This is a genomic window from Nocardia sp. Tas62D01 (genome assembly GCF_055232035.1).
On sequence record NZ_JBUYUZ010000001.1, the window covers coordinates 597,160 to 615,736 of the forward strand.

An 18,577-nucleotide genomic window follows, 5' to 3' on the forward strand; every position below is an offset into this window, starting at 1 on the left:
CGCTCATGACCTTGATCCGATCCACATCGCGGCACCGACGACGAGCGTGATGCCGACCACCCAGATGGCCAGACCCTCGGTCGCGGGACCGAGGCCGCCGAGGCCGTACCCGCCCGGGTCGCGTTCCTCGGTGGCGTTCTTGACATAGGCGATGATGTCGCGCTTCTCTTCCGGGGTCAGCTGCCGGTCGGAGAACTTCGGCATGCTCTGCGGGCCGGTGACCATCGCGTCGTAGATCTGCTGCTCACTGGCGGGCTCCAGCGGCGGCGCGAACTTACCGGAGGACAGCGCGCCGCCCTTGCCGGTGAAGTTGTGACAGGACGCACAGTTCAGGCGGAACAGCTCGCTACCGCGGGCGATGTCCGGGCCACGCAGCGATTCCTGCGCGATCTGACCGTTCGAGTCGCGCACGACGCTCGGGCCGCCACCGTTGGCCGCCACATACGCCATCAGCGCGTCGATCTGGTGCTCGTCGAACTTCGGTGGCTTGCGCTGCGCCTGGGCCTCGTTGCGGGCCATCGGCATACGGCCGGAGGACACCTGGAAGTAGACGGCGGCCTCGCCGACACCGATCAGGCTGGGGCCGCGGTCGAGCACGCCCTGCAGGTTCGCGCCGTGGCAGGTGATGCACGAGGTCTCGTACAGCTGCTTGCCGTCGCGGATCAACGCGGACTGGTCCTCACTCGCGGTCGCGATCTGCGGATCCGGCGTGAAAGCCGCGGCAAGGAAGCCGGCTGCGACCAGTCCCACCAGCAGCGCGAGCCCACCCGCGATACGACGGCGAATGCGGCGCTGCTTACGCGTCTTGCTGGCCTTGCCGCTGTCGGGGCTGGCAGGCTCTGGCGTTGATGGGGGAGATGAACTCATCTGTGTCCCTTTGGAGTAGACGGAACCGACTTGTGCAAAAGATTTGGGGGTAGCTGACGCGTCGCGTCGGGCTCAGCGGACGAAGTAGATCGTGGCGAACAGCCCGATCCAGACGATGTCGACGAAGTGCCAGTAGTACGAAACGACGATCGCCGCGGTGGCCTGTGCGGGAGTGAACTTACTGACCTTGGTACGGATCAGCAGGAACACGAAGGCGATCAGACCGCCGATGACGTGCAGACCGTGGAAACCGGTGGTGATGTAGAACACCGAGCCGTAGGCGCTGCTCGAGATCGAGGTGCCCTCCTTGACAAGGGAGTGGTACTCGGTGCCCTGGCCCGCGACGAACAGCGCGCCCATGATCAGGGTGATCGCATACCAGCGACGCAACCCGAACACGTCGCCCTTCTCCGCGGCGAACACACCCATCTGGCAGGTGAACGACGAGGCGACGAGCACGGTCGTGACCGGCACGGCAAGCGTCAGATTCAGGTGGGTCGGCTCCGGCGGCCAGTTACCGTGCGCCTGGGCGCGCGCGACGAAATACATCGCGAAGAGCCCGGCGAAGAACATCAGCTCGCTCGACAGCCAGATAATGGTACCGACGCTCACCATGTTGGGCCGGTTCAGCGAATGCACACGCTGAGTAATGGCCGATCCTGGGGTCCCTACTGCGGTCGTCACGGGGGTAAGTATGACTCGTCGTAGTACGACACAAGTACCCGGGTGCGAAACTTGTGGCTCGGTCTCGGAAAACGCACGGACAGACAGGTTCTCGTGTCCAATTTGCAGCGCCTGCGGCGCTGCGTGTTCGGGCTCGATCTCGCTTCGCTCGAAAGTTGGTGTTGTGGCGAGGTGTTGCGCCAGGTCCAGCATCGCAGGCGACGGTGAGTGAACGCTGAGTAAGTGAACGCTGAGTAAGTGAACGCTGAGTAAGTGAACGCTGAGTAAGTGAACGCTGAGACGAGGCACGCGCGACCGGGTGGCAGGCCGACGCACCCGCGGTATTGCGGCACTATCTGCGCATCCCCGCCGCACAGCTCGAGCTGTAATAAACGTCTGGCCCACTAGGCTGCATCGCGACAAACTGGTGCGCGAACCAGTGTGACGGGAGAAGTGGACATGAGCGTGCGCAGCTGGCCCCAGGTGCTCGGGACACTCGCCGATGGTGGCGATCTGGCCGCGGACGACACCGCATGGGTGATCAACGAGATCTTCTCGGACAACGCGACGCAGGCGCAGATCGCCGCATTCGGGGTTGCCATGAAGATCAAGGGCCCCACCTCGGCGGAGCTGACCGGTATGGCTTCCGGCATGCTCGCGCACGCCCGCCTGGTTCACGTCGACGGCGATGCGGTCGACATCGTCGGGACCGGCGGCGACCGCTCCGGCTCGGTGAATATCTCCACCATGTCCGCGATCGTGGTCGCGTCCGCGGGCGTGCCGGTGGTCAAGCACGGCAATCGGGCGGCCTCGTCGAAGAGCGGTGGCGCCGACGTGCTCGAGGCGCTCGGTGTGCGGCTCGCGCTCGGCCCGCACGCGGTGGCACAATGCGTGCGTGAGGTCGGGATCGGCTTCTGTTTCGCACCGCTGTTCCATCCGGCGCTGCGCTTCGCCGGACCGGCCCGTAAAGAAATAGGCATCCCGACCGTCTTCAATGTGCTCGGCCCGCTGACGAATCCGGCGCAACCGCGCGCCGGACTGGTCGGCTGCGCCTTCTCCGACCTGCTGCCGGTGATCGCCGGCGTGTTCGCCGAACGCGGCGCAAGCGCCCTGATCGTGCGTGGCAACGACGGCCTGGATGAGATCACCACCTCCGACACCACCGACGTCTGGATCGTCTCCGGCGGGCGGCGGCGCGAGACCACCATCGACCCGGCTCGGCTGGGCATCCCGCGGGTGAACCTGGATGCGCTGCGTGGCGGCGATGCCGAGACCAATGCCGCCGTGGCCCGCGATGTTTTCGCGGGCTCCCCCGGCGCCGTCCGCGACGCCGTCCTGGTGAACTCCGCGGCGGCCATCGTCGCCTATGACCTGTCGCAGGGCATCGGTGATCCCGACACCGATGTCCACGAAGTGCTGGCCGCCGGTGTCGAACGGGCCGCCACCGCCATCGACACAGGCAAATCCGCCGCCCTGCTCGACCGCTGGGTCGTATTGACCAACACGCTCGGCGACAGCTGAGCCGGGCGAGTCCCACACCTCCAACGGGTCGTCGGTCCAGGTCGGCTGAGTCTCCGCGGCGCTTACTCCCCCAGCGAGAACCCGGCCTCCACATCCGCGCTGGAATAGGACTTGAACGCGATGTGTGTGATGGTGCGGGCGACGCCGGGCGTCTTATCGATCCGGTCGGTCACCACCTCGGCGATCTGCTCGTGGTCGCGCACCCGCACGATCGCGATCAGGTCGATATCGCCCGCGCAGGAATAGACCTCGGCCACGCCCTCGGTGTCGGCGAGCGCCTGCGCGGTCTCCGGGATGCGGGCGTTCTCGGCGTTGATCATGACGATCGCGGTAATCATGGCTGTCAGCCTAAGCGGTCGGCGTACTCCTGCTCCGGGAGTTTCGCTCGCGCCGCCGCATCGGCCAGTTCCACCCAGCCCATCCAGCGCCCGGCTCCGTAGGCGGGCTCGCGGTAGCCCTCGGTGGTACGCACGATCCGAACCCCCGGCCTCGCCAGCCAGCGCGCGACCAGCGCCACCTCCTCCGGCGACGCGCCGCGCAACGGGGGCACATTCGGCGCGGCACCCCCCAGCGCTGCCGCACCCACACCGGCGACCACCAGCGTTGCTTCGGGACCGCCGGGCAGGGATTGAACCGCTGTGCCGTCGATCGGGAGCATCATCTCGGAGCCGGGATCGACCGCCGCCGGTGTCGCGTCCAATAGTTCGGCATCGGCGGACCGGAGCGCACCGGCGCCGGCGTCGGCACCGATCGGGATGACGGTTTCCGCCGCGGCGACAATGCGTTCGACGACCGGCATGGGCGATACACCCTTTGCCGCATTACCCGCGCCCGCGAGGCGGCCGTAGCGGATCACCGCGAACTCCCATCCGCCCACACCGTCCGGGTGCGCGGCGATCAATTCGGCGATACCGGCGATGGCCGCAAGACGCTGGGTGCGGTGCAGCGCGCGGATCACCCTGACGACGCGGTCGCGCTGCCGGGCCGCCGCCTCGAAATGCTCTGCCCGCGAATGTGTTTCGATGCGTTCGAGCATGGCGCACAGCAGCGCGTCGGAGTGGCCCGCGAACAGCGCGCGGACCGCCGCCGGTGCGGACGCGTATTCCTCTCTATTAATAGGGATCCCGGTGACCGCCGCGGCGGGGCAGCCGCCGACCACCGCGGGCGGACATTCGTGCCGACCCGCACGCGGCAGACGCGTGGTGCAGGTGCGCAGGCCGCTGTATTCCGCGATGGTAACTGCCACCTCGGTGGCATCCATTCGAGAAGAGAAGGGACCCAACGCATCCCGGTTCGGTGTCCGGACGATCGCGAAGCGCGGAAAGGGTTCCTCGGTCAGCGTGATCCACCAGGCGCGCCTGGGAAATTTCGAGCGCCGGTTGTAGGGCGGGGTATGCGCGACGAGCAGCCGCAGCTCCCGCACCCCTGCCTCCAGCGCGTGCGCGCACACCACGTGGTCGACCCGAGTAGCAAGGGACACCATCTCTTTCATCCGGCCCCGGGTCTCGGAACCGGTGAAGTAGTTGCGGACCCTGCGGCGGAGGTTTACCGCCGTGCCGATGTAGAGCACTTCGTCGGAGGGTCCGCGGAACAGGTAGACGCCCGGACTTCCCGGCAGGTCGGTGGCGAGGACGCGTTTGGCCCGCTGCCGGGGGGTGACCCCAGGCAGATAGTCGAGCAGTTCGGAGAGACTGTGCACGCCCTGGTTGCCGACGCGAGCGATCAACGCGTGCAGGACGTCGACCGTCGCGCGGGCGTCGTCGAGGGCGCGGTGGGTCGGCTGAGTGGTCGCACCGAGCAGCGGGGCGAGTACGCCGAGCCGAACCGAGGGCGCCTCGTCTCGGGTCAGCACCCGACGGGCCAGCTTCACAGTGCATAGCACCGGCCCGGTGGGCCAGGCGGTGTGGCTACGAGCCGCCGCGGCGCGCAGGAACGCCATATCGAACCGTGCGTTGTGCGCGACCAGGACCGCGCCCGCCGCGAACTCGAGGAAGCCGGGCAGTACCGCCTCGATCCGCGGCGCCGCGTACACCATGGTGGTGGTGATCCCGGTGATCTGCACGATCCCCAGCGGAATCTCCTGTCCCGGGTTGACCAGAGTGGCGAACTCACCGAGCACCTCCCCGCCGCGCACCTTGACCGCGCCGATCTCGGTGATCGCGTCGCCGGCCGGGCTGGTACCGGTGGTCTCCAGGTCGACGACCACGAAGGTGGTGTCATAGAGCGGCGTGTCGAGTTCATCGAAGGCCAGCTGCTTGGCGGCGGCCGGGCGCGGCACAGGGTCGGACACGGCGTGCAGCGTAAGGGCTGGGTCCGACAGGAACGGCGCGCGCGACATCGCACACGAAATGTCCGTATTTATCCGCGAGCTTTTCGTTTTCTTACCCGCGAAATGATCTTCAATTCACAAAAGAGACCCAGATCACATACATACCGAAACTGCATCAATGAGTCCGGGGCACGATCGCAGCGCGGTGGCATCTTGGGCCCGGCACTGCGTGTCGCGGCGACACCGATCGCACGTTCGGTGTCAAGTCGCTATCAGTACCTCGATGGCTGTTTCGACCTGGGGAAATGGCCGAGAAACGGAGCCGGAAACTGGCCCGGATAGGGTCCTGGACGCGCCGCGTGGCGGCTCGGACATTCCTCGATAACGACCAGTTGTTATCGTTTCGTGATTGTTGTGATTTATCTCGCATTTCATGTTTCGCATTTTTGTTGAGCACCGACATTTCGGATGTGGCCTTCTTTACAAACCACCGTGATTGTTTCGTAACCTTTTCGAGACCTCACGGAGTCTCACCGAGCCGCAGGACTGGTGGAACGAAGTCCGCCGCACCACCGGGTACGGCGTCGTGGGGCAGATTCAGATTCGGAGTACCGCATCATGGCGAACACCACCGTAAAGCGACAGGTGCAGCGTGCCGTTGCCGCCGGAGCAGTCGGCGCTGCGACCATCGGCGCGTTTCTTCTTCCGGCCGCTCCCGCATCGGCCCAGCCGGTGACCATTACCGGCATCGGAACCTTCGATGTGCCCAACGAGATCCCGATCCCCCCGAACATCCCCGACATCCAGCTCGGCAACCCACCCGCGCCACTGCCGTTCATGGCACCCCAGAAGACCCATGGCGAGGTCGCGCTCGACTCCGCGATGACCAAGCTGGGTTCGCCGTACGTCTACGGCGCCGCGGGCCCGAACGCCTTCGACTGCTCGGGTCTGGTCAAGTGGGCCTACCAGCAGGCCGGTATGGAGCTGCCGCGCACCAGCTACGCCCAACTGGCTGCGGGCACCCCGGTCTCGCTGGACGACCTGCAGCTGGGCGACGTGGTGTCGTTCTATGGCGGCGGCCACTCCGGCCTGTACGCCGGCGACGGCAACGTGATCCACGCGTCGACCTCTGGCACCCCGGTGAAGATCGCCCCGATCTCGTCGATGCCGGTCGCCGGAGCGCGCCGCTTCTGATCCACCGGCCTGCCTTCGATACGGCGGGGCAGCGGGATGGCGTACGTGATCATTTCGTACCCTACTGGACACAGACCTACGCCATTCCGTAACCTAAACGAGACCTTACGGCGCTGCCGGTGATCGAACTACCGTTCTCGCAGCTCACGAGGGTGACAACACCTCATTTGAGGACTGCGTCCTCGCTTTACCAGAGAACGGGGCACGCCAGCTGTGGCACATCACCGGAGACAAAGCACGAAACGTCTGGTGGGCGGGGCACTGGCGACCGGAGTCCTGGCCGCGACGCTCTACGGCGGCAGCCCAGCGGGTGCCGATCCGGCTACGCCGCCGACCACGCCCAGCGAGGCCGTGCAGCGGATGATCGACCTGTCGCGCGAGTCCGAGCAGCTCAACCAGCAGGCGCTGGGCGTGCAGGCCGATCTCGACGCCAAGCTCGCCATCCAGCGCGATCTCGACGACAAGCTAGCCGTGAGCACCGACGCCGCCAACGCCGCGCGCGACGAAGTCCGCAAGTTCCAGCCGATCGTCGACCGCACCGCGATCGCCGCCTATCAGGGCGCGCGCTCCAACCGACTGTTCGCCGTGCTGGCCAGCAACTCGCCACAGCAATTGCTCGATCAGATGTCCACGCTGGATGTGCTGTCGGCCAAGACTTCCGATCAGCTGAACCGCTACCGGTCGGCCACCAGCGCCGCGGCCGACGCGGAAGCGATCGCCAAGGCCGCCGACGACAAGGCCCGCGCCGCCGCCACCAGAGCCGACCAGGTGCGTGCCGAGCTGGAACACAAGCGGGCAGATCTGTCCGGCGCGATCGCTCAGGTGGTCTCGGCGTGGGGCACGCTGTCGGCCAAGGACAAGACTGCCCTGACCGGATCGCCCTTCCCGCCCGGCTTCAACCGTGACACCCTGCTGCAGGGTCTCGTGCCCGGTAGCGGGACCAGCGCGCTGGCGGCCGGACTGACCCGTATTGGCGACCCATACGTGTGGGGCGCGACCGGCCCGAACCAATTCGACTGCTCCGGTCTGGTGCAGTGGGCGTTCAAGCAGGTCGGCATCGACGTGCCTCGGACCAGTTCCCAACAGGCCACCTTCGGCACCCCGGTGGACCGGAAGAATCTGCAACCCGGCGATGTCGTGTTCTTCTACTCCGACATCTCCCATGTCGGCATCTACGCGGGCAACGGACTCATGTTGCACGCCTCCACTTTTGGTGTCCCGGTCGCCGTGGCGCCGATGGGCTCGACGCCGTATCACTCCGCTCGGCGATTCTAGAGAGCGATGAGCAACATCCGGCGGGTTCGCGACTGGTTCTCGGCGCGGCGGCGATTCCAGTTCGCCCTCACCGTCGCGATGGTGATGTTGCTGACCGGCACCTGCGTCGCGCTGCTCATGGTGCCCAATCCGATACTGCCGAAACTGCGTGCCACTCAACAGGCCGGGGCCGACAGTGTCAGGCAGGTCGCGGCCGCCGATAACGATCCGCGACTTGCGGACATCCGCCGCACCGTCGAACCCTTCGGTCAGCTGGTCACCCGAGTGGTGCCCACCGGCTCGGGACACGAGTCCCTGGTCGTCGGGCATCCGGCCCAGCGGATCGAAATCGATATCCTCGCGCGTGAACTTGCCGCCGCCACGACCGCCGTCACCGAATTGTGGGGACCGAACTGGGCCCAGTCGGCGCTGGTTGTCGTGTCCTCGGCGCCCGCCGAGTTCGCCGCGCTGCTGCGTTCGGCGGACATGCCGCCCGATGTCGCCGCCGCCTCGATCGCCGACCCGTTCGCCCCCGGCACCCAGCCGAAAAGCCAGCGGGTGGTTTTCAGCGCGGACGCGGGCCGTCGGCTCACCCCCGACGGATTGCGCACCCTGCTGCGTCACGAACTCACGCACGTGGCCACCCGCGCCGAGACCGTCGACGGCGCGCCGCTGTGGATGGTCGAGGGCTTCGCCGAGTACGCCGCCCACCGTGGCGAGGGGCACCGATTCACCGATATCGCACCGACGGTCACCACCCAGGCCCGAGCGAACGAACTCCCCAACGATCTGCCCGCCGCCGCCACCTTCGCCGGTAAGTCGGCCGTACTCGCCTACGAGCAGGCGTGGTCGGTCTGCGCCTTCGTCGCCGACAAATACGACGAGACGCGTCTGGTGGATCTCTACCGCCGCATCGCCGCGGGCAAGCAGGACCCCACCAGCGAGGATCAAATCCTGCGTGACGTGCTGCAAACCAACCGAACGGATTTCGTCGCCGACTGGCGCGCCTGGCTCGGCGTCCACGCGGCCTGACCGGGACAAGACGAACGCACGGCGCGCAACGACTCCGGGTGGGTCGCCGGGACGGCCGTTGGCCGCGGCCACGTCCCGACACCGACCAACCGAACGGCACTCACCACGGAGCGAGTCTTACGAGCGACGTTCGCGGCCGGCTCGCGTCCGAGTGGCCGAAGCGCATGCGACGCAGTCGCGAGTCTCGGCCACTCGGACGTGAGCCTTCGGGGCCGCGAACACGCAGCGCCGCAGGCGCTGCAAATCAAACACAGTAGGTTGTTGCGCATGGCTCGAACTCTGCTGGTTACCAATGATTTCCCGCCTCGGCCGGGCGGTATCCAGTCGTATCTGCAAGCGTTGGCCGGTGAACTGCCGCCGGATGATCTGGTTGTCTACGCACCGCGGTGGCGCGGGGACAGCCATCTGAAGTTCGATGCCAAACAGAAGTTTCAGGTGGTCCGTCACCCCACCACGCTGATGTTGCCGACGCCGCTGGTCATGCGGCGGACGGCGCGGCTGTTGCGCAGCGAGAACTGCGACACCGTCTGGTTCGGCGCGGCGGCGCCGTTGGCGTTGATGTCGCCGATGCTGCGCCGCGCGGGCGCGCAACGCATTCTGGCCAGCACGCACGGGCACGAGGTCGGCTGGTCCATGCTGCCCGGCGCCCGGCAGGCGTTGCGCGCGATCGGCGAGCACACCGACGTCATCACCCATGTCAGTCGGTACACGCGTGGACGTTTCGCGTCCGCGTTCGGGGCGAACGCCGCCCTCGAGTACCTGCCACCCGGTGTCGACACCGACGTGTTCCGGCCCGATCCGGCGGCGCGGGCGAAACTGCGCGAACGCTACGGGCTCGACGATCGCCCGACCATCCTGTGCCTGTCGCGGCTCGTGCCGCGCAAGGGGCAGGACGCGCTGATCGTGGCCATGCGCGAGATTCGCGAACGCATCCCGGGCGCGGTGCTGGTGGTCGCGGGCGGCGGACCCTACGAACAGAAACTGCACGGACTAGCGGCGGCCCTGGAGGTCACCGACGACGTGGTGTTCACCGGCCGCGTCCCCGCCGACGAACTCGCCGCGCACCACACCCTGGCGGACGTGTTCGCCATGCCGTGCCGCACCCGCGGCGCCGGACTCGACGTGGAGGGTCTCGGCATCGTGTACCTGGAGGCGTCCGCGGCCGGAGTACCGGTGGTGGCGGGTCGCTCTGGCGGCGCGCCCGAGACGGTGTTGGAAGGCAAGACCGGTCGCGTGGTGGACGGACGCAAGACCTCTGAGATCGTCGAGGCCATCGTCGATATTCTGTCCGACCGCGATGCCGCCGCTCGGATGGGCGCCGAGGGCCGGGCCTGGGTCGAGCAGCAGTGGCGCTGGGACAGCCTCGGCGCCCGGCTGCGGCAACTGCTGAGGTGAACGCGGCGCGCTCGGCGCGAGTGTGATCCATTACGCTCAGCCAGGTGAGCAGTATCCAGGTCGCAGATGAGACCTTCGTCGCCGCCCAGGGGGCCGCGGTCGCCGACATACTGTCGGGACCGAACAACTGGCGCCGCTGGTGGCCCGACCTCACCCTGGACGTGCGAGAAGACCGGGGCGACAAGGGAATCCGCTGGTCGGTTGCGGGCGCGCTGGCCGGAACCATGGAGGTATGGCTGCAGCCCTCGCTGGACGGGGTGATCCTGCACTACTTCCTGCACGCAGAACCGCAGCCCGCGGGCCGGATGTCGGCGCGCGAGCTACTCGCGGCCAATCGGGCGCGTCGGGTGGCGGGCAAGAACATGTCGTTCGAGGTGAAGGCGCGGCTGGAGGCAGGCCGCCCGGCCGGCGTCGCGCCCGCGCACAGCGCGTCGTGACGCGCACCTCGCTGGTGTCGTTCGATCAACCACAGCGCTAGATCCAACACAGCACTGTCGCTATTCGCTAGATCAAACACAGCACTGTCGCTAATACAGCACCGTCGCCGGAAAGGAACCGTTGTCCGCCATGGCCGACAGGACCCAGAGATCGATCATCATCGAGGCACCGTCGCAGCGGGTGATGTCCGTCATCGCCGATCTGGAGTCCTACCCGGAATGGGTCTCGGCGGCGAAGTCCGTCGATGTGCTGGAGAGGGAATCCGACGGCCGGGTGCGCACCGCGCGTTTCGTGCTGGACGCCGGAGTCGTCAAGGACACCTACGTGCTGTCCTATAGCTGGCGACCAGACAACAAGGCGGTCAGCTGGACCCTGGTCAGCGGTGAGTTGCAGAAGGCGCAGGACGGCACCTACGAACTCACCGACCAGCCCGACGGCAGCACCCAGGTGACCTACGAACTGACAGTCGACCTGAACATCCCGATGATCGGCATGTTCAAGCGCAAGGCGGAGAAGGTGATCACCGATACCGCACTGAAAGAACTGAAGAAACGGGTCGAAGGCTGATCGCGAATCAGACCGGGACCGGCCATAAGACCCGGGTCGAACTGTTTATCGGCAAGGGCGGGGTCGGCAAGACGACGTTGGCGTGCGCAATGGCGATGTCGTACGCGCGTGCGGGTTCCCGTGTGCTGGTGGCCTCGCTGGACCAGGCGCATTCGCTGGGAGACGCGCTCGGGTTCCGGTTTCCGCACGACCCAGGCACCGTGACCGGCATCGCGAACGTGCTGCCCGGCCTCGACGTGATCGAGGTGGATTCCCTTGCGCTGCTGGAGGATCGGTTCCGCGAGGTGATGCGGATGCTGGGGACGGACACTGGACACGGTCATGGCATCGATCTCGCGGCGCTGGATCCGGCCGAGCTGACCGGGCTGCCCGGTGTGCAGGAACTGTTGATGCTGGTGGAGATCAGCCAGTTCGCCGACGAGGACGACTGGGATGTGATCGTCGTCGACTGCCCGCCCTCGGCGGACATGCTGCGCATCGTCACCGCACCGGACACCCTGCTCGGCTATGTGGAACGCGTCTGGCCGCCGCACGCACGGGCGATGAGCACCGTCGGCGCCGATCTGCGGCGCGCGGTATTGGCCGCGACGGTCGAGCGGATCGTCACGGCGGTGACCGAGGTGCGTGATCTGCTCGCCGATCATCAGCGCACCGGCGCCCGATTGATCACCGCCGCCGAACAGGTCGCGGTCGCCGAATCCGAGCGGGTGCGCTCGGCCGCCGCGCTGCTCGGCCTGCGTTTGGACGCGGTGGTGGTGAACAAGGTGCTGCCACCCACGGATCCGGCGGAGTCGGATCATCCGGCGGTGCACTGGTATCTGAATCGGCGTGGCGAACAACTCGACGTGATCGCGCGATTACGGCGCGATTTGCCGGGCATTCCCCTACTGATCGCACAGCACAGTGGTCCGGAGCCCGTCGGGCTGACTTCGCTGGCCGCCCTGTCCTATGCGGTCGACACCGACCCCGTACTGCGCGACAATCCGGCGGAGGTTCGCGCAAGTTCCGGGGATCCGGTGGTTCGATTGGAGTCGGGCACCGGACTGCATTCGTTGTACACGTTGCGGATGCACCTGCCCGTCGTCGATCCGGCGACGCTGCGACTGGGACGAGTGGAGGACGATTTGATCGTGGGAGCGGACGGGATCCGGCGTCGCGTGCGCCTGGGACCGGTGTTGCGGCGGTGCACGGTCGACGGAGCCGAACTCGACAGCGGATCCCTGGTCGTACGTTTTCGCCCCGACCCGGAAGCGTGGCCGACATGAACGACGGCAGCGGGAAAGGACGCTGGCCGGGCGGCAACGACGGTCCGGAAAGTGCTGGCGCTCAGGATGATTCGGCCCAGAACGCGGCCGATGCACGGCTGGACGATCCGGGTGCCGACACCGCACAACCAGACGGAGCGGACGAGAGCGGCCGCGACCACGGCGATCCGATCGCGGACGGACCACAGCAAAGCGGCCGCGGCTTCGGCGATTTCGAACTCGGCGACGAACTCGGTGAATTCGCGGCCGAGTTGAAATTGCTGGCCGAGGCCGTGCTGGAGCGAGTCGAGCCGGTGCTGCGGCGCACTGCGGTCGAGGGCCAGACCGAATGGTCGAACTGCAGTTGGTGCCCGGTGTGTGCGGCGGCGGCACTGATGTGCGGGGAACATCACGATGTGCTCGCGACAGTGGCCGATCACGGGACCGCGATCATCACGGTGCTGCGTGAGGCGCTGGCCGGGGTGCCGGTCGAGCCGGTGCTGCCACCCGACGATGATGTGCGGACGGGCACGTCGGACGATAACTCTGTGTCCCACCATCACACACCGCGAGATGATTCGATGCCGCACGACGCCAGCGCCCCCGAAAGCGCGCGCGACGCCCGCAGCTCGCCGCGCCCGACCTCGGTCGACCGCACGCGTTCCCAATACGTCGGCATTCCCGTGACGATCAAGGCATGACGCGCCAAATGGCAGGGGCACGACCGCTGACCGTTGGTATCGACGTCGGCGGCACCAACATTCGTGCCTCGGTAGTCGACGGTGACGGCGAGATGCTCGACACCGTCCAGGCGCCGACACCGCATTCGGCGCGCGCTTTGGAGGACGCGCTGGATCGCGTGGTCCGCGAACTGTGCCGTCGGCATCCGATCGGCGCGGTGGGCCTGGCCGTGGCCGGATTCATCACCGCCGACCGCTCGACCGTCCGGTTCGCCCCGCACCTGCCGTGGAAGGACACCCCGGTCGCGCGGCGGCTCGGCGAGCGCCTCGACCTGCCGGTGATCCTCGAGCACGACGCCAATGCCGCCGCATGGGCCGAATACCGGTTCGGCGCGGCGGCGGGCGGGCACAACGTGGTGCTCGTCGCGATCGGCACCGGCATCGGCGCGGCGCTGCTGATGGATGGCGAGTTGTATCGGGGCACCCATGGCGTCGCACCGGAGCTGGGCCACCTACAGGTGGTCCCGGATGGACGGGCGTGCCCGTGCGGGAAACGCGGTTGCTGGGAAAGGTATTGCAGCGGAACGGCGCTCGCCGACACCGCGATCGAGATGCTGGCCACCGACCCGGTGCACTCGACGGTGTTGGCCAGGGACATCTTCCGCGACCCCGGCTCACTGACCGGTCGTCGGGTGGCCGGGGCCGCGCAGGACGGCGACCCGCTGGCCGTGTTGGTCATGGCCGACTTCGCGCGCTGGCTCGGCCTGGGCCTCGCCTTCGTCAGCGACATCTTCGACCCGGACCTGGTCGTCATCGCGGGCGGCGTGAGCAGTTCGGCGCCGCTATTCCTGGACGAGGCGCGCGAGGAGTACGCCCGCGCGATCACCGGTGCCGGCCACCGCCCCCTGGCTCGGATCCGCACCACCCAACTCGGTGAGGCGGCGGGCATGATCGGCGCCGCGGAGCTCGCGAGGGCGACCCTCGCCGAGTCCGGTCGTGGCCGTCCTCGAATCGCGCGTACCAGCCATTGAGACATACCAGTCAGCCACTGAGAACATGTGGTGAGTTACGCCGCTCGGCTTGGATGTGCTCTGTAACCAACGGTAAAGTCGGCAACTGAAGAAGGTGCCCGCGAACCCGGTCCCTGCGAAAGGACGTCATGTTCTACTGGCTGCTGAAGTACGTGCTGCTGGGACCATTCATGTATCTCTATAACAGGCCAACGGTCGAAGGTGTAGAGAACATTCCCGCGGATGGCCCCGCGATCATGGCGGGTAATCATCTCTCCATTGCGGATTGGTTGTTCGCGCCGCTGTTGAGCACGCGGCGGATCAACTATCTGGCCAAGGCCGAGTACTTCACCACCCCGGGCATCAAGGGCCGGTTGCAGAAGTTCTTCTTCACCGCCTCGGGTCAGTACCCCATCGACCGCAGCGGTGCCGACGCGGCCGAGGACGCGCTCAGCGCCGCCCGCACGCTGCTCGACGAGGGTCGCCTGGTCGGCCTGTACCCCGAGGGAACCCGCTCCCCCGACGGCCGCCTGTACAAGGGCAAGACCGGCCTGGCCCGCCTTGCCCTGGAAACCGGAGTTCCGGTGATCCCGGTCGCCGTCATCGGCACCGACGATGTCAGCCCGCCCGGCCCCTTCCGCTGGCGCCGCCGCAAGGTCACCGTCAAATTCGGTACCCCCATCGACTTCTCGCGCTACGAAGGCATGGGCGGCAACCGCTTCGTCGAACGCGCCGTCACCGACGAGGTCATGTACGAACTCATGCAACTCGGCGGCCAGGAATACGTGGACGTGTACGCGGCCAGCCTCAAAAAGAACGTCCCCAGTGGGTCCCGGCCGGAGGCTACGCGGATCCCGGAATCGGCAGCCAGCTAGTTCGCACGGTCTGCGCGGACATTTTCCGCGGAGAGTGACGGACTTCCGCGCGGCGATGCGCCAAGTGTCCGCGCAGACCGGAAGCCGGGCGTGACCGACGACCTCTGTCGGGCAGCATGAGGAGGAACCCATGCAACTCGCCGTGCTACCGAGGTATCAGGACCGGATCTCCGGCGACGACGAAAGGCACCCGCAATGATGCAGCGGCTCAACCGTTCGGCAGCGCCCGACACCGAGGACTACGGCTTGCTCGTCGCGGCGGCCACCGTCTCCGGTGCGATTACCGCCCGTGTCGTCCGAGAACTGCTGCGCACCAACGGTATCCGCTCCACGGTGGGACCAGCCGCCACGAGCCGGTCGGGCGCCCCGACCCGCCTGCACATCCTCGTCTTCCCCGAGGACGCACTGCGCGCCTACGAAACGCTCTGCGACAACACTCTTTGACCGACCAGCATCATCACTGCCCGAGCAGCAGCGCGACGCCCCGGCTTCCTCGTTCGGGGCGTCGCGCCGGCACCGCTGGCACCGAGCAACTGCCCTGCGCCGCGTAAGAGGTTACGCCGCAACCACTTAGACGTCAGAGATTCCCCCACCTGAACTCGGCGCGTGTCGCTTTTCGGCCGCTGGGTGAGCCCCGCTGTCAGGCAGCACGCACTTTCCGTGACGGCGCGCTCGCCGCCGTCCAGGTAGCCTTGCCGGTCTATTTCCCGCGTGTGAACATTGGCGAAACGAGCGCGACCAGCAGCGCTGGCTCCCCGGTGTTCGACCTAACCAGTCAACAACCGTTCACCCGCCGTTGAGCTCGTTGCGCAAGGGTTGCTCCCATGATCCCCGGTGGTTCGGACTTCGCCGTCTCCCGACGCACCCTGCTGCCCGCCTCTGCCCTCGGTCTCGTGGCGGACCCGGCCTTGGCCCCGGAGCGCGCGGCATTCACCGACTTCGACGAGTTCTGGGAATTCGTCTCCGGGCCGCTCAACGCGGACGCGTTCGGCCCGAACGACCTCGACGGCACCTTCGGTCCGCAGGCGGTATTCGTACATGCCCCGCCCACTCAGAACGCCTCACCGCCCGATGCCTTCCAACATTTCGGTGAGGTTCTAATCGACGGCAAGTCAAGGGAACTGACGGTCAATCTGTGCGACGCGACCGGATCGGTGCTGTTCAGCCAGCGGCTTTTGCCGCCGGTCCGTTGAGTCCCCGACTTCGGGTGAGCAGAGGAGGCCGCGCTGTGGTTAGCTTTCGGTCCATGAGCACGCCGCAGTCTGTCGCCGCCGAAGAATATCTACCCCGTGACACCGCGGATGTCGTTCGCACTGTGCGCGATTCACGTACGCGCGCGGACCGCCTGACGGTACGCGGCGGTGAGCCGTTCGACGACGGTCTTTCGCTGCCCGACCAACGCGCGGTGGTGTCGCTGCGGCGGATGAACGCGGTGCTCGACATCAACCTCGGCCGGCGCACCGTGCGGGTGCAGGCGGGCGCCAAGCTATCGGATATCGACCGTCGACTCGGCGCGCACGGCCTCGGCCTGCCGATTGTCGGTGACCACCGCGATATCACCGCGGGTGGTTTCGCGTCGGTAGGCGGCGTCAGCACCGCCTCGCACAAGTACGGCTTGTTCATCGACCAGATCGTGGATCTGGAATATGTCGACCCGGACGGGCGCATCGGCACCTGCGGACGCACCCACCACACCGAGCGATTCCACCAGATCCTCGGCGCGGGCGGGCGCGCGGGCATCATCACCGCGCTGACGCTGGACGCGGTCGATATCGACAAAGACCACACCTGGCTGACCACCAATGCCGACCGGTTCCTGGATTTCGACTCCTTCGTCGAGCACGCCTACGCCGAGATCGTCTGGCCGGGCAATACGGCGCTGCAAGTGGGTCGCTGGGTCGACACCGCACCGCTGAAGGTGTCACGACCGGTCGGCACCGGCCACGTGCAGCTGGGTACCGTGCGCTTCGGTCAGTGGTCGAGCCTCTACCCCACCACCCCGACCAGATCGCTGCGCGCGCGCCGCGAGGTCGGCACCAGAACCAGAAAGTCGTTGGGCGCCATCGCCTCCGCCGCGGGTGGCCGCGCGGGCACCCCGGTGCGTAATGCCGCGGCGGGCGCGCTGATGTTCGCTCCGAAGGTGCTGACGCTGCGCGATGCGGAATACCTCGCCGACACCGTGATCAGCTCGTCGGAACGCGGACCCGCCTATCGGGTAGCCATTTTCGCGCCGCTGTCGAGCTACACCTCGGTCTTCAACCGCCTGCACGATCTGTTTGCCGGACACCGGGAGCGGACCGGCTGCTTCACCGTCATCTCGGCGATGACCTACGGCGTGCGCTCGAAATACCTGCGGTCGGAGGCCGCCGCGCACGGACTGCCCGCCGAAGACCACGGCCTGATCACCTTTACCTGCCGTTTGCGGCCCTCGGCGCTGCCCTCGGAACTGTTGCGCGACATCGTCTCCGGGATCGATGAGATCTGTCACTCCGAACAGGCCCTGCGATACGACTCCACGGACTAGACTCCTGTTGCGGCGCGCATAGTCGCTGGCCGGTAGCTTGACGCTGCCAGCTCAGCGGCAGCGGTCGACTTCGACACTGTCGGCGGGGTGTCGATGCGTTTGTTCAGCTCATCTCCTGTGAAGGGTGCTGTTCCGATGCTCGAATTCCGTTTCGCCCTTGCCCGATTCAACGACCGCAAGCGGCAACGGCTCGCCGAGTCGATCGAAGGCCGACGCGTCCTGGTGACCGACGCCTGCTCCGAGATCGGCCGCGCCACCGCGACGCGACTCGCAGAACAGGGCGCTGCGCTGCTGCTGGTCTCCCGGCATGGCGACCAATTGGTCACCGCATGCGGGGAGATCGTGGACGGCGGCGGCCACGCGAGCTGGTGTCGCTGTGACATCTCCGCGCTCGGCGATGTGGACCAGCTCGTCGATTGGGTACTGGCCGAATTGGCGCTGTCGATGTCTTGATCAACAATGCGGGCCGCCCGCTGCGCAGGCCCGTCACTCAATCGCTCGACCGCTTTCGCGACTACCAGCGCATGATGGCGGCCAACTACTTCGGCCCGCTGCGGCTGACCCTCGGCCTGCTGCCCGCCATGCTGGAGTCCGGCTCCGGGCACGTGATCAATGTGGGCCCGTGGAGCCTGAATACCGGCGCCGCACCGAATTTCGCGTCCTACGCCAGTTCCCAGGCTGCGTGGACCACCTTCGGACGGTGCGCCGACGCCGAACTGTCTTCACGCGGCATCCAGATGACCTCCGTGCACTACCCGGTCGTCCGCGCGGACACCGACGTGATGATCGCACACTTCAGCGAGGACCGGGCCCGCGAGCCCGCCGAGGCCGCCCGCTGGATCCGAAACCGCCATCCGCACCCGCCCGGCGCGCCTGGAGCCTCGCTTCGCCCGCACCCTGCGCGGCCTCGCAGGGGTGGCTCCTCGCTCCACCAACCGCCTGATGCACGCCTTCGGCATCTGAAAGAAAACCCTCGCCGCCCCGGACCGGCATCCCAGCGGTCTGCCCGGCATGAGGGACGGGCAGACAAAAGCGAAGCGCCCC

Annotated in this window: 17 protein-coding genes and 2 pseudogenes; 15 read left to right on the forward strand and 4 right to left on the reverse strand. The window is 67.2% G+C overall.

Going from position 1 to position 18,577, the window contains the following annotated elements:
* Positions 1-3: 3 nt before the first annotated feature.
* Positions 4-867, reverse strand: a complete 864-nt coding sequence (gene qcrC, locus ACV7NQ_RS02985; RefSeq protein ID WP_463358188.1) for a cytochrome bc1 complex diheme cytochrome c subunit — start codon at positions 865-867, stop codon at positions 4-6.
* A gap of 72 nt (positions 868-939) precedes the next feature.
* Positions 940-1,551 carry an aa3-type cytochrome oxidase subunit III gene (ctaE, locus tag ACV7NQ_RS02990; protein ID WP_463358189.1) on the reverse strand — a complete coding sequence of 204 codons (612 nt, stop codon included), beginning with the start codon at positions 1,549-1,551 and terminating at the stop codon, positions 940-942.
* Between the two features lie 438 nt (positions 1,552-1,989).
* On the opposite strand from ctaE, the gene trpD reads away from it, so the two are divergent.
* On the forward strand, positions 1,990-3,051 hold the full coding sequence (gene trpD, locus ACV7NQ_RS02995) for an anthranilate phosphoribosyltransferase (RefSeq protein ID WP_463358190.1): 1,062 nt from the start codon (positions 1,990-1,992) through the stop codon (positions 3,049-3,051).
* Positions 3,052-3,113: 62 nt separating this feature from the next.
* Here the strand turns inward: trpD and ACV7NQ_RS03000 are convergent, their stop codons facing one another.
* Together ACV7NQ_RS03000 and ACV7NQ_RS03005 are read right to left on the reverse strand one after the other, a co-directional pair.
* The gene (locus ACV7NQ_RS03000; protein ID WP_463358191.1) at positions 3,114-3,389 is read right to left on the reverse strand and encodes an Lrp/AsnC family transcriptional regulator; all 276 of its coding nucleotides are present in this window, start codon (positions 3,387-3,389) and stop codon (positions 3,114-3,116) included.
* Positions 3,390-3,394: 5 nt separating this feature from the next.
* On the reverse strand, positions 3,395-5,341 hold the full coding sequence (locus ACV7NQ_RS03005; protein WP_463358192.1) for a DEDD exonuclease domain-containing protein: 1,947 nt from the start codon (positions 5,339-5,341) through the stop codon (positions 3,395-3,397).
* 597 nt (positions 5,342-5,938) lie between these two features.
* On the opposite strand from ACV7NQ_RS03005, the gene ACV7NQ_RS03010 reads away from it, so the two are divergent.
* The 14 genes and pseudogenes from ACV7NQ_RS03010 to ACV7NQ_RS03075 form a co-directional block, all read left to right on the forward strand.
* A complete protein-coding gene (locus ACV7NQ_RS03010) occupies positions 5,939-6,514 on the forward strand; it encodes a C40 family peptidase (protein WP_463358193.1) in 576 nt (191 codons plus the stop codon).
* Positions 6,515-6,763: 249 nt separating this feature from the next.
* A complete protein-coding gene (locus ACV7NQ_RS03015) occupies positions 6,764-7,789 on the forward strand; it encodes an NlpC/P60 family protein (RefSeq protein WP_463358194.1) in 1,026 nt (341 codons plus the stop codon).
* 6 nt (positions 7,790-7,795) lie between these two features.
* Positions 7,796-8,800 (forward strand): hypothetical protein, encoded by a 1,005-nt coding sequence (locus tag ACV7NQ_RS03020; protein ID WP_463358195.1) that lies wholly within the window; start codon positions 7,796-7,798, stop codon positions 8,798-8,800.
* Positions 8,801-9,067: 267 nt separating this feature from the next.
* Positions 9,068-10,195: a glycosyltransferase family 4 protein gene (locus ACV7NQ_RS03025; RefSeq protein ID WP_463358196.1), complete on the forward strand. Its 1,128-nt coding sequence runs from the start codon at positions 9,068-9,070 to the stop codon at positions 10,193-10,195.
* A 44-nt stretch (positions 10,196-10,239) separates the two neighbouring features.
* Positions 10,240-10,632 carry a polyketide cyclase / dehydrase and lipid transport gene (locus ACV7NQ_RS03030; protein ID WP_463358197.1) on the forward strand — a complete coding sequence of 131 codons (393 nt, stop codon included), beginning with the start codon at positions 10,240-10,242 and terminating at the stop codon, positions 10,630-10,632.
* A gap of 130 nt (positions 10,633-10,762) precedes the next feature.
* On the forward strand, positions 10,763-11,200 hold the full coding sequence (locus ACV7NQ_RS03035; protein ID WP_463358198.1) for an SRPBCC family protein: 438 nt from the start codon (positions 10,763-10,765) through the stop codon (positions 11,198-11,200).
* A gap of 41 nt (positions 11,201-11,241) precedes the next feature.
* A complete protein-coding gene (locus ACV7NQ_RS03040; RefSeq protein WP_463365517.1) occupies positions 11,242-12,465 on the forward strand; it encodes an ArsA family ATPase in 1,224 nt (407 codons plus the stop codon).
* Complete coding sequence (locus ACV7NQ_RS03045) at positions 12,462-13,145, forward strand: hypothetical protein (protein WP_463358199.1); 684 nt, start codon at positions 12,462-12,464, stop codon at positions 13,143-13,145. The genes ACV7NQ_RS03040 and ACV7NQ_RS03045 overlap by 4 nt, the downstream gene beginning before the upstream one ends.
* Positions 13,142-14,155: an ROK family glucokinase gene (locus ACV7NQ_RS03050; protein ID WP_463358200.1), complete on the forward strand. Its 1,014-nt coding sequence runs from the start codon at positions 13,142-13,144 to the stop codon at positions 14,153-14,155. Before ACV7NQ_RS03045 ends, ACV7NQ_RS03050 begins: the two co-directional genes overlap by 4 nt.
* 128 nt (positions 14,156-14,283) lie before the next feature.
* Positions 14,284-15,009 carry a lysophospholipid acyltransferase family protein gene (locus tag ACV7NQ_RS03055; protein ID WP_463358201.1) on the forward strand — a complete coding sequence of 242 codons (726 nt, stop codon included), beginning with the start codon at positions 14,284-14,286 and terminating at the stop codon, positions 15,007-15,009.
* A 195-nt stretch (positions 15,010-15,204) separates the two neighbouring features.
* A complete protein-coding gene (locus tag ACV7NQ_RS03060) occupies positions 15,205-15,453 on the forward strand; it encodes a hypothetical protein (protein ID WP_463358202.1) in 249 nt (82 codons plus the stop codon).
* A gap of 467 nt (positions 15,454-15,920) precedes the next feature.
* A pseudogene (locus ACV7NQ_RS03065) lies at positions 15,921-16,202 on the forward strand (alkaline phosphatase D family protein); the annotation flags it as partial.
* Positions 16,203-16,255: 53 nt separating this feature from the next.
* Entirely contained in the window at positions 16,256-17,533 is a 1,278-nt protein-coding gene (locus ACV7NQ_RS03070) for an FAD-binding oxidoreductase (protein WP_463358203.1), read from the forward strand.
* A gap of 135 nt (positions 17,534-17,668) precedes the next feature.
* Positions 17,669-18,276: pseudogene (locus tag ACV7NQ_RS03075) on the forward strand (SDR family NAD(P)-dependent oxidoreductase); the annotation flags it as partial.
* Between the last annotated feature and the right edge of the window lie 301 nt (positions 18,277-18,577).